At 35.1% G+C, this 15,780-nt stretch carries 14 protein-coding genes; 4 read left to right on the forward strand and 10 right to left on the reverse strand.

Features of this window, described 5'->3' with window-relative positions; genetic code table 11:
• Positions 1-55 precede the first annotated feature (55 nt).
• Both BM375_RS09745 and BM375_RS17585 read right to left on the reverse strand, forming a co-directional pair.
• Positions 56-1,249, reverse strand: coding sequence for a hypothetical protein (locus BM375_RS09745; RefSeq protein WP_093365641.1), 1,194 nt, complete (start codon positions 1,247-1,249; stop codon positions 56-58).
• 544 nt (positions 1,250-1,793) lie between these two features.
• Complete coding sequence (locus BM375_RS17585) at positions 1,794-1,922, reverse strand: hypothetical protein (RefSeq protein ID WP_262987261.1); 129 nt, start codon at positions 1,920-1,922, stop codon at positions 1,794-1,796.
• A gap of 54 nt (positions 1,923-1,976) precedes the next feature.
• On the opposite strand from BM375_RS17585, the gene BM375_RS09750 reads away from it, so the two are divergent.
• Both BM375_RS09750 and BM375_RS09755 read left to right on the forward strand, forming a co-directional pair.
• A complete protein-coding gene (locus tag BM375_RS09750) occupies positions 1,977-3,440 on the forward strand; it encodes an RNA-binding domain-containing protein (protein WP_093365643.1) in 1,464 nt (487 codons plus the stop codon).
• Between the two features lie 112 nt (positions 3,441-3,552).
• The gene (locus BM375_RS09755; RefSeq protein ID WP_093365645.1) at positions 3,553-3,807 is read left to right on the forward strand and encodes a Fic family protein; all 255 of its coding nucleotides are present in this window, start codon (positions 3,553-3,555) and stop codon (positions 3,805-3,807) included.
• A 363-nt stretch (positions 3,808-4,170) separates the two neighbouring features.
• Here the strand turns inward: BM375_RS09755 and BM375_RS09760 are convergent, their stop codons facing one another.
• A complete protein-coding gene (locus BM375_RS09760) occupies positions 4,171-4,989 on the reverse strand; it encodes a KilA-N domain-containing protein (RefSeq protein ID WP_093365648.1) in 819 nt (272 codons plus the stop codon).
• Positions 4,990-5,645: 656 nt separating this feature from the next.
• Between BM375_RS09760 and BM375_RS09765 the strand changes: the two genes are divergently transcribed.
• Together BM375_RS09765 and BM375_RS09770 are read left to right on the forward strand one after the other, a co-directional pair.
• The gene (locus BM375_RS09765; protein ID WP_093365651.1) at positions 5,646-7,829 is read left to right on the forward strand and encodes an ATP-binding protein; all 2,184 of its coding nucleotides are present in this window, start codon (positions 5,646-5,648) and stop codon (positions 7,827-7,829) included.
• 41 nt (positions 7,830-7,870) lie between these two features.
• Entirely contained in the window at positions 7,871-9,199 is a 1,329-nt protein-coding gene (locus tag BM375_RS09770) for a hypothetical protein (RefSeq protein WP_093365653.1), read from the forward strand.
• A gap of 2 nt (positions 9,200-9,201) precedes the next feature.
• Here BM375_RS09770 and BM375_RS09775 read toward each other — a convergent pair whose 3' ends face one another.
• The 7 genes from BM375_RS09775 to BM375_RS09800 form a co-directional block, all read right to left on the reverse strand.
• Positions 9,202-10,797 (reverse strand): hypothetical protein, encoded by a 1,596-nt coding sequence (locus BM375_RS09775; protein ID WP_093365655.1) that lies wholly within the window; start codon positions 10,795-10,797, stop codon positions 9,202-9,204.
• Positions 10,798-10,807: 10 nt separating this feature from the next.
• Positions 10,808-11,695 carry a pPIWI-associating nuclease domain-containing protein gene (locus BM375_RS09780; protein ID WP_093365657.1) on the reverse strand — a complete coding sequence of 296 codons (888 nt, stop codon included), beginning with the start codon at positions 11,693-11,695 and terminating at the stop codon, positions 10,808-10,810.
• Positions 11,696-11,761: 66 nt separating this feature from the next.
• Entirely contained in the window at positions 11,762-12,694 is a 933-nt protein-coding gene (locus tag BM375_RS09785; protein ID WP_093365658.1) for an STM4504/CBY_0614 family protein, read from the reverse strand.
• Between the two features lie 107 nt (positions 12,695-12,801).
• Positions 12,802-14,094, reverse strand: a complete 1,293-nt coding sequence (locus BM375_RS09790; RefSeq protein WP_093365660.1) for a hypothetical protein — start codon at positions 14,092-14,094, stop codon at positions 12,802-12,804.
• Between the two features lie 123 nt (positions 14,095-14,217).
• Positions 14,218-14,484 carry a hypothetical protein gene (locus BM375_RS09795; protein WP_093365662.1) on the reverse strand — a complete coding sequence of 89 codons (267 nt, stop codon included), beginning with the start codon at positions 14,482-14,484 and terminating at the stop codon, positions 14,218-14,220.
• 278 nt (positions 14,485-14,762) lie between these two features.
• Complete coding sequence (locus tag BM375_RS17590; protein ID WP_262987262.1) at positions 14,763-14,888, reverse strand: hypothetical protein; 126 nt, start codon at positions 14,886-14,888, stop codon at positions 14,763-14,765.
• Between the two features lie 179 nt (positions 14,889-15,067).
• The gene (locus BM375_RS09800) at positions 15,068-15,586 is read right to left on the reverse strand and encodes a hypothetical protein (protein ID WP_093365663.1); all 519 of its coding nucleotides are present in this window, start codon (positions 15,584-15,586) and stop codon (positions 15,068-15,070) included.
• Positions 15,587-15,780: the final 194 nt, after the last annotated feature.

A 15,780-nucleotide genomic window follows, 5' to 3' on the forward strand; every position in this document is an offset into this window, starting at 1 on the left:
AATAATCTAATTGTTGTTCATCGATAATATTCGCGTGAGTTGTATAAATAATCAATCAATTCTTAACATTAGATGCCGACAATTTCTGTGCTCCATCAATTAATATAATATTTTCAAGATCATCAAGATTCAATTCTCGTAGAATTTTAGTTAGATTCAAGTATTCTGTTTGATTAAAATAGAGAATTGCTATGACTGCTTTATTGGTATCATTAGCTTTCTTGTAGACTTCTACTTGATGCTGTAGGTTTCGCTTTAACGACGAGCTTTTCGCTAATTTAAACTCTATAACCGTTTTGTCCTTCGAACCATTTGATACTGTAAAATCTACTGCACCTCGTCCGTTATTTACTTCTACATTAATATCCCAAGCCGAACCTTCTTTGACAAATTTAAAAAGCTGCTGAAGCATAGCTTCATTTTGATTTTCTTGTATTTTGAAAACGCTGAATCCACCTTTATCTTCTATAACAGACTTTAAGATTCTTACACGATATATGGCTTCTTCGTAGGAACTGTGAATCTCTTTGCTAGTTGAAGAGTTTAATAGTTGCTTAACTTCACCCTTTAATACTGATAGCTCTTCTAACATACGACTAGTCTCTACTTCTTTCTGAGTTGGGGAGGCATTAGACGTAAGAAAAGATGAGGGGAGTGTGAAGCGAAAGTTTCTTTTGGGAGAGTTAGTATAGAGGTGGAGTGCTTCTTCAATACTTTTACATTCTATAATCTCTGGCTCAAACGATTCAAATTCGTTTTCATCGGTATCCTTAAAGAAGTCAAATAATTCCTTTAATATTTCATCTAAGTTTGAAAAGACAAAGGAAAGACAAAGGAAATCGCTATTAGTTTCAGTTCTGAAATTTAGATATTTTTGTTTGTAATGAAAAATTTGCTTTATGTCTGCCTCTGAAAAATTTCTTTTAAAATCTGATATTTCGGAAATGTTATTGTTCCAAATGCTTGTATAAATTTCATCACCAGCCCAAATTCCTAATTCTTGTAGCTTACTTGTGATTGGTTTGTAAATGTTTTCTGTAATAGGTATAAACTTTTCCTTAATTTCCTCTTGAATGAAGTCATAAGATAGTTTATCTTTATAATTTTTGTTTGGTTTTAGTGAGCTTCGTTGTTTATCAAGTTCTGTAAGCTCATTGCATAGAGGAATATACTTTTGAATGTAATGCTCTTTGTTTTTGTCTAAAAAATCAATGAACTCAAATAATGCTTGTATTTTTTGTGGAATCATTTTTCGTCAACTGTAGTTTTGGTGTCAAGTTGTACTGTCTTTATCGCTAACTACTTTTTTATCTCAACTTGTTGCGCCAATCAATCTCTATGGTCGCATCGCGTAAAAACGTGTTGGCTTGGTCAATAAGCTTCTTCTCCAGAAAATTACAAAAACTTCAGCATAAAACCAAGTTTTTCATTGCTTTACGCTAATGTTTGCCACTTCTTCAAAACTATCAAATAGGAGTGAATAAAAAAATACGGGAAACCGTATCTCGATAATATATCTGAAGGAATGATAGTTTTTTGGATGCGATGCTATCGCATTTCTCATGCATCCTCGTTACACAAACGAGGACGAGGGGGGGTATTTGATGGTTATTTGATTTTCAGATGCCTTTTTATTGTAAGTAGCTGTAAATCAGTCTTATTTTTATTTGATGGTTATTTAATAATTCTGTCAATTTTGAAGAAAAGGAATAATAGAATATAGATTGAAATGGAAGGTATAAGGAATTTTGATTTTGAGGGGACAATCGATTCACCAAGTAAATTGTGGCTTTCTAATGGTTGCTACTGATAGGCATAGCACCAAACCCGACCCAACTTTGTCGTTTGCTCCTTGCTATGCCGAGTACACGCAGTTCGCGTACGATAGGAACGGTATATTTCAGTCTCACCTCTTGCCCCATACTCCAAAAAACCGTATCTTTAACCCATTGAACCAAAACCTTTGTAGGTAACAAATGAACCTTGCATCGATTATTAAACAACCAGAAGGTAGGCGCTTAGAATTTAAGCAACAGTTACCCAGTCCACAGGATCTGGCCAAGACTGTCATCGCCTTTGCCAATGATGCGGGAGGTGATTTGATTATCGGAGTGCAGGACGATCCTCGTGCATTGGTAGGTTTGCCCGAAGAAGAACTGTTGTCTATCGAAGAGCAGATCAGTAGTATTATCTATGACCACTGTTATCCCGTCATTGTTCCGGAGATATCGTTTCGGGAGGTTGACGATGCTAGGCTGATATGGGTTCATATTCACAGGGGAAGCAACTTTCCGTACTACCTCAAATCAAAAGGAAAGCTCCATGGTACCTATATCCGTGTCGGTTCATCCAATCACTTGGCAGATGAGGAGATTATAGCAGAACTGGAACGGCAAAAGCGCAATGTGTCCTATGACGGGGAACTGATTCTTGATTGTAGTATTGAAGATATAGATATTGCCGACTTCGCAACGTTCTATGGGGCACGTATAGGAGAGATCTTGGATCAGACAGCTTTGCGCAAGCTCGAACTAATTAAGCCTCACCAAGGGAACTTAGTACCGACCAATGCCCTCATCTTGTTTTCGGATGGTGATAATCGTAGAACTTACTTCCCTTATGCCAAGATTGAATGTGCTCGGTTCAAGGGTACCGATACAGGTGTCTTTATTGACCAGAAGACCATCGACACCAATATCGCTACACAAGCAGAGCAGGCATACGAATTTGTGTTACGCCATATCAATAAATCAGCTGTCGTGGAGGGAGTATACACCAATACCCGATGGCAGTACCCTGTCGTGGCGGTTCGCGAGGCGATTCGTAATGCCGTAGTGCATCGAGATTATGCACTTTCGGGACGGGATATCAAGGTCGCCATCTTTGACGATATGATCGAGATTACCAGTCCGGGTAAGCTGTTGCCATCCATTGATTTTAATGAATTGGAAGCCCGTCAATCGGATATCCGCAACAAGGTGATAGCACCGGTGTTCAAGAAGATTGGACTGATTGACCAATGGGGCAACGGGCTTAAACTGATAGCCGATGAATTGAAAGCCTATCCCGAAATCGAGTTCAAATGGTTTGAGCGTGGAGGGTTACAGTTCCAAGTACAGTTTATTAACAGAGGCTTCGTGGCACAGCAGGAGTTACAGCAAATTGACGGTGCAATTGACGGTGCAATTGACGGTGCAATTGACGGTGCAACCAAAGCCTTGAAGAGAAAATTAGCTATACTTGCTAAAGCCATCATGAATGCCGAAGGGAAAAACGCAATAGATTATGCTGATGCAACGAACCTTGGTAGCAAACGGACACTCGAACGCTATATACAACAGCTTCGTCAGAGTGGTCTCGTTGAGTTCAGGGGGGATGCAACACAGACAGGAGGGTATTACCTGACAGAGACATTCTGGTCTAAGTTGTCCCAAGAATAAGAATCTTCGTTTCTTCCAATATGTTTAGGATTAATGATGACGATAGAATTGAGGGGAGTAATTCGAGCGAGGTGGACTACAGTTCCAGGTACAGTTTATCAATAGGGATTTCGTGGTACAGCAAGAGTTGGCAGAACCAACATTGTACAGTAGGGTACTAAAGATTGTTGACGAAAAGGCACGATCTAGAAAAGAGATATCGACAGCACTGAACCAACTAAGCATTTCGGGCCAATTGAATGTCACTATCAACTCTCTGCTGGATCATGGGCTGATCGAATGGACTATTCCAGATGTACCACATAGTCCTAAGCAACAATACAGGATTACGAGAAAAGGACAAGGGTTCTTGGACTTGTTGAAGTAATCCGCTTGGATTGTTAGGCAGTTCCCACCACATCAAAAACCCACCCAGCCTTGTCGTTCGCTCCTCACTACATCAAGCACATACCTCCGGAGTGATATTATAGCAGTCACAGACTACCTGTTATTATTTATTATGACATCCTTAGTGACCGCTACGCTGAACACTAAGGATAGGAGGGGGTACCCACTATTGTATATAGGCTAATATACCATAGTTAGTGGTAGGTATAGATACTGGTTCTATAATCGTTAATGCTGATTGAGATAGGTGTGGTAGCAAATCCCCACCATACCAAACCCCGCCCAGCTTTATTGTTTGCTCATGGCTATGCCGAGAACACGTGGTACTATTAGATGGATACTTTTACTTCTTCAACTTCTTCACCGTTTTATTCTCCAACAGCGACCTCATCTGCGTAATCGCTACCCCGTTCAGCTGGATAAGCCGGTCACTCTGCGACAACCCCTGCTGTATAAGAAGCGCATTGATACTTTCCAGATTGCTCAGCACCACCAGCTGTTCCAAAGTAGCGTGATCCCGTACATTACCTTTCTTGTCGGTATTTGCATCGCGCCATTCTTTTGCTGTGAGGCCAAATAGAGCGACGTTCAGCAAGTCTGCTTCTGTAGCATAGACCAGTCCCGCTTGTTGTTTGGTGATCTCTTTAGGTATCAGATTTTCTTTGATGGCATCGGTGTGTATATGATAATTGACTTTTGCCAAGGTGCGCTGTAGGTTCCAGTCTAATTTTAAGCGATCATTTTCATCCTCTTTGAGACGTTGGTATTCTTTGACTAGCAGTAGCTGGAATTTCGGGCTAATCCACATTCCAAAATGAAATGCAATGTCTTTGTGTGCATAAGTTCCTCCATATCTTCCTGCCTTGGCTGTAATTCCAATCGCGTTGGTTGCTTCAATCCAATTTTTTACTGACAAAACGAAATTATTGCTCCCCGCAGAATTTTTAATTGTACCGAATTCGGTATAATTAAAATTAGGATTGTACAAAGCTTCCCATTCGCCAATATATTCTATAGTGCTTTTGAGTGTGAGCCATTTTATGATAATGGCTTCCTGCATTTGGCTTTTAGCCATATCAGTAAGTGAAATGTAGTCATCTTGCTTTTGCGAAATGATGCTAATTTCTTTACCTCCGATCTCTATTTTCTTACTCTTGCTCATAACTCAATCAGTTTATAATCGATTCTTTAAACCTGTAATCTTTACTCCAAATATAACTAATATTTTTTAAAAACTAAAAATATTAGTTATGACTATTATTCTTAAAGAATCAATTGCTTAGCTTTGATATTGGCAAGATTAAGCCTACGCCCCAGACGTACTCTACGCTGAACACTAAGGATAGGAAGGGAGTTTGTTGCTGCTTCACTCCGTACTTTCAAACATAAGCCGTTGGAGCTATATTGCAAGTTAAATAAACTTGCTTTATCTTTTCTCCCAAATTACGCTAAGCTAACCGACCGGAAGGAGCTATCCGAAGGAAAACCTGAGAGATGGGGGCAGACCAGCTTGATTTTTAGTTATGGAGAGTTCTCCATAATTAACATAGAGTAAAAATAAATTCTACTTACGAGATTCTCCCTACAGATAAATATTACGGATTCCCGTATCTCTGTTTAAAATATTTGTCCAAACTTTACACTGCACAGTAAATAAGCGCTTGACCTATGTTATTTCTTAAATGAAAATATTTTACTATCTTAACCCTTGTAATCTAACTCGATTAACCAATTGGGTTATTATTAGCCGAGATATACAATTAGATATTTAATTTTTATTACTGACAAAATTTAATATAAAAAATTATTAGATAAATTATGAATACACTTTCAATAGATCTTGAGTATTGCTTTGGAATCGGAAAATTTAAACATGATTTTGATTTTGAAGCGAAGCAGTCAAATACATTTTTAATTTATGCACCTAATGGCACGATGAAAACGTCATTTGCGAAAACGCTCGATTTAATTGCTAAAAATGAACCAAAAAATATGCCTCGGGATAGAGTTTATGTAGATAGACAATCTAGGTATGATGTTTTAGTTGATGGAGAACCAATTTTACCTGGAAATATATTAGTCATTAATGCAGAAAATGAAACTTTTGATGCTTCAAGTAAGTTGAGCTCTTTTATTGCGAGTAAGGATTTGAAAGAACGTTATGATTCTATATATAAAGATCTCGAATACCAAAAAACTGAATTTATTAAGAAATTAAAAATTGTATCCCAGAGTACTGATTGTGAGGGAGAGATTATGGGAGCATTTTCGGAGAGCATTAGAGATTCTTTTTTTGACGTTATTGTAACTGCATCCAAGTCTTTATTAGATAAGTGCGATAAATACGAATTTAAATACAACGATATTTTTGATAAGAAAGAAAATGTTAAAAAATTCTTGGACAAAAATGAAGCTGTGTTAGATCAGTATATGTCGGACTATAAGGTATTGATAACTAATTCCAAATTCTTTAAGGAGACAGATGGAAAATCTTTTGGAACATATCAAGCGAGTGAATTATTAAAATCGATCGAGGATAACTCCTTTTTTGAGGCTGGTCATAAGTTTGTTTTGGAAGATGGAACGGAGATAACTGATTCTCAAGCCTTAAAAGATGTTGTTAAAACTGAAATAGATAAGATTGTTAATGATGTTAAACTGAAAGCCTCTTTTGAGAAAGTTGATAAGGCCATTGCTTCAAATGTAGAGTTGAGAGCTTTCAAAAGAGCTATTGAACGAGATAATTTGCTGCTAGTTGAGTTGAAAAATTATGATGCTTTTAAAAAGAAAGTGTGGGTTAGTTTTTTGTCTGAACTTAAATCAGACACGGAACTATTGGTTGGATTTTATCTGTCAAAAAAGGCAGAGTTAGAACAAATTATAGAAGAAGCAAAGAGAGAAGTTGAATTGTGGAAGCAAATTATCACCACATTTAATAGTCGTTTCTATGTGCCATTTAAAGTTGGATTAACTAACCAAGAAGATGTAATATTAAAGCAACAAACAGCAAATTTAGAGTTCCATTACTTCGATGGAGTAGAACCCCCAGTTCTGAAAGGAAGGCAAGATTTACTAGACGTGTTGAGTAGAGGTGAACGGCGTGCGTATTTTATCCTTCAGTTTCTTTTTGAAATTGAGTCAAGAAAAAATAGTGGTATTAAAAATCTTTTAATATTTGATGATGTAGCTGATTCTTTTGACTATAAAAACAAATACGCAATAATCGAGTACATAAGAGATCTTAGGGAATCAGACAAATTCAAAATGATTCTTTTGACACATAATTTTGATTTTTATCGTACTATTATTGCTAGGCTATATTTGTATCAACCTCACTGTTCATATTATATAGCAACTAAGAATAGTAATAAAGATATCTATTTATCGGAAGGATTCAATACCAAGAATGTGTTTGAAGATTTTGTCAAGGAGATTGATCAACCCAAGGCGTTTGTTAGTTGTATTGCTTTTGTACGTAACATTATCGAGTTTTCAGATTCAAGAAAATGTGATGACTATAAGCTGTTAACAAACTCTCTACATCTAAAGGAGGCCTCTAAAACTATTAAGGCTTTAGATGTATTTAGTGTTTTTCAAGGACGTCTCACTGGAGTGACAGATAAGACTATTAGTTTTGCAGAGGAGAATATTGTTGATTTGATAGGTACTACCGCTGATAGTATCTTAGCAGAGGAAAATCCTAGCGAGGTTGACCTATATAATAAGATTGTTTTAGCTATAGCTATAAGAATTGAGGCAGAAAGATATTTACTAAGTAAGCTGCCTGAGGCTAAGGAAAAAGATCACCCTAATCCAACAAACTATTTGTATAATAAATATCGGGGCAAATATCCCGATAGCTCAAACTTAGGAGTATTGGATCGTGTTAACTTAATGACCCCAGAAAACATACATATCAATGCATTTATGTATGAACCTTTAGTGGATATGTCTTTTTATCACTTGTGTGATTTGTACACTGATATCAAAGCTTTAGTTTAAGAAATTTAAGATAATTTATAGGATTGATTTAATGTAACAAGATGGGATGGTTAAAGTCAATAATAGGTAGTTATAAATCGACATTATCGAGAGACATGAAGATAAACAATCAGATTGTGATTTTTTCGGGATTGTTTAGTTATAGTGTATGGGAAAAATCATTGATTCAAAAACGAACATACTATAAAAAAGCAAAATTCAATACTGACCTAGTTGATATAATTAAAAGTCAATACTACCCAGTCTTTGGGAAATTTATCTTAAATGACTCTCCGAATGATTACTTAGAAATAGAGTCATCTTCAACTTACACATTCGATGTTGTTGATATAAGTGGAACCGAAAATAAACAAGTAATACTTGAGGATATAAAACTGTCTTTCTTTGATGATACGATTGGCTTGGGGATATATAGCTTTAGTGTCAAATTACCCGAGAATATATCTTTTGCTGAAGATATTCGAATGTTACGTATACTTCGTGATTTTGAATCAGAAGTGAGGGTGAGGTCTACAAGTTATTCTTTAAGGGAGTTTATTCAGTTAAATATATTGAGATGTGAAGATAATGTTGATACGGCATTTAAGATGAACATTGACAGTAATTCAGATGTTTTTGGTTATAGTGGTTCAAAACTAAAATCATTTATAGCCGTAGAGATTGACGAGTTTGCACCAAGATATACAATAGAAGAGGCTCTTTATGAATTAGGAACTTTCACTGAATACTTAACTTCCAAACAGAATGTAGGATCTCATTCTCCTTCCTCAGAATACTTCGATTCAATATTGTCGAATCAAATTTCAGTTTTCCAAAATTGGTCGGCGTTGGCTTTATTTGATTCTTTTATTTTAATTGGAAAGCAGGGATATTTGAAAAAAACTAATACTGTTAGTACGATTCGAGGTTCATACTTCAAAATTTTCCTTTTTAATTTATATTCCAAATTCTATCTTTTCAAAACAAATTCTGATATAGAGACCAACAAAAGAAAGGAGATTACTCATACATTGTATTCTTTTCTAAGAAATTATGATATTTCGTATATATCTTTCAATTTTCTGCCAAACCTCTTGCACGAAAAGATTAGAACTGCTTTTCAAATACATTCAGAATTAAATTCCGTTCGATCAAAAATTGAACTTATGGAATCTCAGAAAAAAGAAAAGGAAACAAATTTGATTAATGCATTACTCTTTTTTATTGCTGCATTGGGGATTGTTTCGGTACTTGCTGATCTTCCTGCTGTATTAAAGAATGTTTTTAATAATTTTAATGAGAGAGAAGCAACATTTTTAGGTGTTGGTCTTGTTTTCATTGCCCTTATGGCGTTGGTTTGGTATTTTAAGATTTTTAAGAGTAAACGATAATGTTAAGCTTTAAGTATTTCCGTCCATTTTTTTAAAACTACTGCTCCCCCTACTAAAATATTTGTAATAATATGAGTATATGTCTTATCTACATAACCCAGTTTGTGCATTAGCTTATCGTAATCCTTATCTTTATTATGAGCGACACTTCTAGAGCGGATAGACTGAATAGTTCTCAAGATTGCAACGAATTCCTTTTCATCTGATAAGTGAGTTCTAGTAAACTCTTCTAAAGCATCAATTTTATATTCGTAATGCTTTTTAACGAAATTATTGATTGATTTAATATCAATGGCATCACATAAAAGCTTACTTAGGTTTAGGATTATTTTATCAAACTCGTGTATACTTTCAGTCAACGGTACCCTGACCGTAACTAAATAGGCCTGATCCAATTCATGTAAAGGTTTAAATAGTGAGAATTTAAATTCTTCCTTAAATTTTTCGGAAAATATTACATAGTACTTTCTGAAAAGCAAATCAGGCATTTCTGGATCAAGAAATGGGACTGCCAATACATCTCGTTTATATTGTACATCGCTTAAATCCTGGGATGAAGCTACGTTGTGTGCCAACCAATGACTCTGCTCAGATTTATCTAAACAACCTAAATCGCCGAGGTATACCTTAACTAAGTGAGGGTTATTGTTATCTATGTTTAGGCGCCAACTTCCCATTTTGATTATCGTTCCATCAGTAATGGTATACAGATTTGGAAGCTCATAGTACCGTTGTAATACAAGTCGGTTAAAACTAATTACTTTATAGTAATTAAGATCATATTTCTTGGTATTGGAAGATTCTAAAATTTCTTGTCCATTTTCGTCAATTTCTGTTATAAAGGATAAATAATCACTTTCACACCTGTCTAGGAAAATACTGAACTGATCTTTGTGTTTATAATCCTTATATCCAGAGACAAAACATTTTCCCAGTAATCTACTATCGTAGGATTTTGACGGTATTGAATAATCATTAAAATTGATTAGGAAGTTTCCATTTGTAGTTTTTATATTATACTCTTTTTCGATATCAATCCCATATTTAGATAGTGGGGTCACCGTACTTCTATAAAAATCGTATTGCACCGCTAATACATAGTTTTTTACAGATAGGAACTGTCTTAATTCATGGGTTCGAACTCTGAAGGTGGTTGTTTGGCTGTCATACTGAATGACCAGATTTTGGTCGGAGTTCATATTTACACTATAGAAATGTCCATTTCGACTATCTTCATGTAGATTAAAGAATAGAATAAACTCTTCCAACACTTTGTACTGAGTAGGGTATATATTATTGTAGAATCTTTGATAAACAAGTGGGACTATACCACGTTCATTTCCCCAGCTATAGTATTTATCTTTTTGTTTTTCAGAATATCTGACAAATCCAGGTGTAAGATGAGCGATATTGGATATCCATTGATAGTCGTTATGGTGACTGTTATATACATTAGGAATAAAAACGCTTTGTATTGTGTCTCTGTAGGTTATTCCTTCCTTAAGGTATTCGTTTTCCGCAAATACGGTAATATAGTCGTCCAAAGCTAAGAGTTCAGTGTCAGCTATCTTTTTCTCGAACATTAATATTTCTTTCATGAACACCTGTTTATAATTCAATCATGTAAGCTAGGGCGTCTTCTGTTCTTTGTTTTAGTAGCGATAACTGTGTAGTATTGAATTTGCCTGAATTTCCATGTGTGCCATCATTCAGTGTGCGGAAAAGTGATAGAATTTCATTTATATCAGCATCGAGAAAGCTGATTAATTCATCAGAATGTATCGAGTTCTCAGTTAATACATATTTTATTTTAGTGCGCCTAGTAGGTGAGCTATTATATAGCTCACAATCAGGGAATCGGTTTAACACCATCTGATCAGGGGCTTTGATATCTAGTAATAATGTGAAAATTTCTCTTACGCTTGTACAAAAGTGGCGACTGGCATCAGGGTTAGATGGGTTCAGGGAAAACAAGGCACCTTTCCACCTGTCTCCCAAATCAAAAGAAATATTAGTAAGCTCTTCATGAATATAGCTGTTTTGGAGACTTTCTGTAGGCGTGATTTCAGCGTGATGTGGATTGTTAAGTGCATTATATAACTCCAAGCTATTTTGGGTTTCTTGGAGTGGATAATCTACAAAGATATTAGAGTTCCTTTGATTGGACTCATTGTAGTAGTTAAGGTTGTCGTAACTTTTCTCTAATCTTTCAACGCTATTGGTATAGCTAGTCGAAATATTTGACGAGTGCTTAATACTATTAAAAGAGGAAATTGCGTGATTCAACTTTTGTCTTCTAGTTCTTTGGTCTGTATTGAATTTTCTTACTGCACGGTTATAGTTTTCAATATTTCTTTTTACCTGCGTATTATGTTGTTGAGCTAAACGATTATAATCATTAACAGATTTTTTAACAGCAGAGTTATATTTTCTTACTGCCTGATTGTATTTGTTGATTGCTTGACTAAGTTTAGCTGTGGATATACGTTTTGCCATGTTAATTTTGATTATTAGTGATATAAACTGAAACTGCTTGAAAAGAATTAATGATCGAATTTATAATCAGCTTTGTTCTACCAAAAATATTATATTAGTTCCTGTCAGATTGAGAGCATAACGTGTCATCTCGTCGTCAACCTTTTGTGGAATCTTTCCCTGTCCATGTCCTCCAAGATTATTGCGTAGTGTAGGTATGCCGCTTTCTAGCAAACTTCGGAGTGAAGTAAATTGATTTTGTGTGAATGTTGGTATCAGTCCATTATCAAAACATATTTGTATTAGTCCTTTTGCTGTAATATTGGGTGCGAACGACCATCCTTTTTCTTGGCAGATTATTTTTAGGGTACTTTCAAATGCTTTTAAGCATTCTGTGAGACACTCTTTGTTTCGTCCATTTTTGTAGTGTTCATGTGCTTTTAGATATTCTTCATTTGCACCTTTGAATTTGCCTCTGTTTAGTAAATTTAAGGTAGGTTTGGTTATTTCAGAATGAGTGTATGTCGAATCTATACGTATGATATGACCGGACTCGTACGAATATCCTATACCGTTCTCTTTAAATCTAATGTTCAAATCTTGAATAGCCTGATCAGGATGTATTTTACTATGATAGAGATGTCGAAAATCATGGTGCTTTGGTAATATAATTTTCTCAATAACTTTGCAAGCCAGTTCAATTACGTCTAAGGCTTTTTCTACATCATCTGTTTCTAAGAAAAAATCTAGTAATTCATCTTTTGCTTCTCCCCCATATAAAGAGGTTGTTGTTCTTAATTCAAAAACACCGTACTCTCTACGTAATATATCTCGAATGTGCTGATAAATATCGCTAGGGAGATCTTCTCTGAAATCGTGGTCGTTATAACCGAAGCAATCCTTTATAATATGCACGATTTGTACTTTTAATGTATTAGGTAACACATCATATGTGAATATATCTAGTACCTCACCACGAAGTCTTTTTTGCCGTTTAGAATATAAGTCGATTATTGCCATACCAAGTCATATTAGTTTTTTTAATGTTTTTAAAGTATAAGTGTTTCTTGAAAGAATTTTTTATTTGTCGGGGTGCCTTTTTTTTAGCAGAAACCCCGACAAAACTCTTACCTTTTGCTTATTTCTTGATACAGTTCTTTTGTTTTGGTTTCATCAACCAACAGTTCTAAGAATTTTTTGGTTTCGTCTTTTATTTCAGGCTTATTTAACAAGATGTCTCCCAAAGTTCTCAGTCTCCTTAATTGTTCAGTACCAGATATCCTAGATTTTAACGTGTTATTTTTTTTAATTACACCAACAAATTCTTCAGCGGATTTGTTATCAAAGTTTTCAAACATCCTAGAAATACGAGGAGCAGCAGCATTTGAGTAGAATGCTGTTCTGTTAAAACGATAGCTGTTTCCTTTATATCCGACAAAAGTTAAGGTTAATGCTGACACGAGACGGCCAATATATTCTTCAGGAACAACTGAACCATACGATTCAAGGATCTTAACAACCTTAGCTTCTTCGTTCCAATCATCTAAATTGTCTTCTAAAAACTTAATTTTAGGCTCATAAATTAGGCGTCGTGTTGTTGTACTTGTGTATCTTAAACCATCAACTAGAGAAAGTAATTCTACTGATTTTTGATTTTTTGGAGCATCTCCTTCTAAATATGTTTTATCAAACCTTTGTCCAATCTGCTGCCTTATTTCTCTAGGGGAGACTTTCCATAAAATCGGAAAGCTGAATTCAATGTTGCTTCTAAACCTTGTGGATATTGTATCACTTGTATAATAAGTGAATAGCTTATTGCACATTTCTCCCTTATATAATTCAGGTAAATCAATAAATGCTTGTTCAACTGCCAACTCATGCTTATCATAAGTGTCAGTATCCATTTTCAAGAGATAATCATTTACATTGATAATAGGAATTGGATATTCTTGAGAAAGAACGTACTGGTTGCAGTCAGCGATCATATTCAGAACCTTAAATAAGCTAGGATCGGAACTATCTGGATGTCCATCGTAAATATTTCTTGTTTCCCTTGCTTGATGCATTATTTTCTTTGCTTCCCAACTTAATGCCCCAATTTTATATGCTCCTTCGATGAGGTCGTTGTCAGTAACATGGGTTTGGAAGTCTTCATATGTTTTGACATTTTTGTTCATCTCCTTGTTAAATAAATCAAGGCTTCTATGTATCACTTTTCGTCTAAGATCATCACTTACGGCGTTCCAGTAAGATCCTATAGCACTTCTTAAACCGCCCGCCTGTAAAACTCTTCTAGCTTCTAGAATGTACTTGTTATCGGTAAGCTCGTGCCTTACATTTGTTAGTTCTCTTTGTAGATATTCCAATTTTTCCTGAGGTAGAACTATTTCCTCGGTAGTTTTATTTAATATTGTTGTCATTTATATTAATCACTAAGTTGTCAAATATTTTTTTTTAATAGAGCAATCTGTAGAGACGATATACTAAAGAAAGCTTTATGCTTGGTTTATCCCTTCCCCTTAAATAGGGGAAGGGGAAAGATGTTAAAGATTATTCTTTAACCATTCATTTGAGCATTCTACGTTTTGCCAAGCAGCTTCTTTTCCTGACTTAACAACGAAGATGCCGTCATCGCTATCCATAACAGATAGTAGATGATCTCTTACTTGTTTAGCAGGTTTTGTCGTAACCACCGCCCAACACGATTTTAGAATTCTTGCCCATGTTCCATAAGATTTTATAGCCTCGTATAAGCTTTCGTAATCCTTGGAGTTGTTTAGATCATAATTGATAATGTAACAATTAGCCATATACACATGATTATCCGTCTCAACAAAACAGGTGAGATTGCATTTCCTGTTGTTTGAATTTTCTAAAAGTGTATATTTGCGACGCTAATTCGAATATTCCTTCGGGTATTCAAACTTTAAACCATTCTAGTCATATCAATAAGGATACCTTTTAGGTAAAAATATGACAGAATGGTTTGTTTTTTTTGTGTATGGAGAAATGTCTGTGATAGAACTGTCATATTGACGTAAAAACTACTTTTTACGATTGGTAATATGTCATAAAATAGTTTCGAATGTCAGTGTTGTGCATATCCACTTCTCGTATTACCACCATCAGCCACACGGATGACCTTTCCTGTTATGGTTTGGCTTAAACAAGCTTGAGAAATGAAAAATAAAGCTATAGATATTATTGTCTTCATATTATTTGCCTGTATTAACTATTGGTTTTGATTTCAAGGTATCACAAAGTGTGATACCTTGTTACTTCCTCTTATACCAATGCGTTCCTCCCTTAGTAGAGTGAGGTTCAACTTGAACCTTTGGATGCTTTTTCAGCTCGTTTTGTAGGTTGTCCCCAACATTCTACACACTCGGTTATTTATTTTTTCTTGTATACATTCACTTTATTTCCATCAACTATCTTAGTGCCTGCAACATATATTTGTTTTTTATGCCTGCTCATTGAACTAGATATGTATGAGCTAGAATACTCCCACCCTAAGGAATTGAAGAAATCGTTGATCTTGTCTACAATCATACCTGATGTTTGAAATTCGTGGTATTCTAATAAATAGTATTTTATAGCATAAGTTATAGTTGGACGTTTTTCTAATACAGCATAAAAAGATGTGTTGGATTTGTGGATATCTTTGAGTTTATTGCGATAGTTTTCTTCGAATTCAACTTTTATAGTATTTAATTCATCTAAAGTCTTATCGAAGAATTGTGTTGCAATGTTAATACTTTCAATAGTAAATAACGCCTCGCCCTTACGTATTCTAACCATCGTTCTTGATGATTTCTCAATGAGGTTTGCAAAATCACTATCCGCAACTCCACTATAATCGAGTAGTTTAAGGATGTTTTCTGTAATAAATTTTCTGTCAATACTAGTCATTAATCAAAATTGACGCGTATTCGAATTACAAAAAGTGACATTTAATTCTTTTTTTGTAATTAGGTTTTTGTATATTTGTTTTATTAATAGAGGATTAATGATCTTCTTTGGTGTTTAAACTATAGAGTCTTGCGGCTACAATTTCTGAGGTCACGGCGCAAGGCAGCAGATTAAACACCCATGTCTATGCTTTT

Source organism: Sphingobacterium wenxiniae (assembly GCF_900116225.1).
GTDB classification, from domain to species: domain Bacteria; phylum Bacteroidota; class Bacteroidia; order Sphingobacteriales; family Sphingobacteriaceae; genus Sphingobacterium; species Sphingobacterium wenxiniae.

Bases quoted from the DNA above. Each gene is read 5' to 3' on its own strand.
- BM375_RS09790 (WP_093365660.1), bottom strand. From the start codon at position 14,094: ATGACAACAATATTAAATAAAACTACCGAGGAAATAGTTCTACCTCAG.
- BM375_RS09770 (WP_093365653.1), top strand. From the start codon at position 7,871: ATGGGATGGTTAAAGTCAATAATAGGTAGTTATAAATCGACATTATCG.
- BM375_RS09760 (WP_093365648.1), bottom strand. From the start codon at position 4,989: ATGAGCAAGAGTAAGAAAATAGAGATCGGAGGTAAAGAAATTAGCATC.
- BM375_RS17590 (WP_262987262.1), bottom strand. From the start codon at position 14,888: ATGAAGACAATAATATCTATAGCTTTATTTTTCATTTCTCAAGCTTGT.
- BM375_RS09785 (WP_093365658.1), bottom strand. From the start codon at position 12,694: ATGGCAATAATCGACTTATATTCTAAACGGCAAAAAAGACTTCGTGGT.
- BM375_RS09775 (WP_093365655.1), bottom strand. From the start codon at position 10,797: ATGAAAGAAATATTAATGTTCGAGAAAAAGATAGCTGACACTGAACTC.
- BM375_RS09750 (WP_093365643.1), top strand. From the start codon at position 1,977: ATGAACCTTGCATCGATTATTAAACAACCAGAAGGTAGGCGCTTAGAA.
- BM375_RS09745 (WP_093365641.1), bottom strand. From the start codon at position 1,249: ATGATTCCACAAAAAATACAAGCATTATTTGAGTTCATTGATTTTTTA.
- BM375_RS09795 (WP_093365662.1), bottom strand. From the start codon at position 14,484: ATGGCTAATTGTTACATTATCAATTATGATCTAAACAACTCCAAGGAT.
- BM375_RS17585 (WP_262987261.1), bottom strand. From the start codon at position 1,922: ATGGGGCAAGAGGTGAGACTGAAATATACCGTTCCTATCGTACGCGAA.
- BM375_RS09780 (WP_093365657.1), bottom strand. From the start codon at position 11,695: ATGGCAAAACGTATATCCACAGCTAAACTTAGTCAAGCAATCAACAAA.
- BM375_RS09800 (WP_093365663.1), bottom strand. From the start codon at position 15,586: ATGACTAGTATTGACAGAAAATTTATTACAGAAAACATCCTTAAACTA.
- BM375_RS09765 (WP_093365651.1), top strand. From the start codon at position 5,646: ATGAATACACTTTCAATAGATCTTGAGTATTGCTTTGGAATCGGAAAA.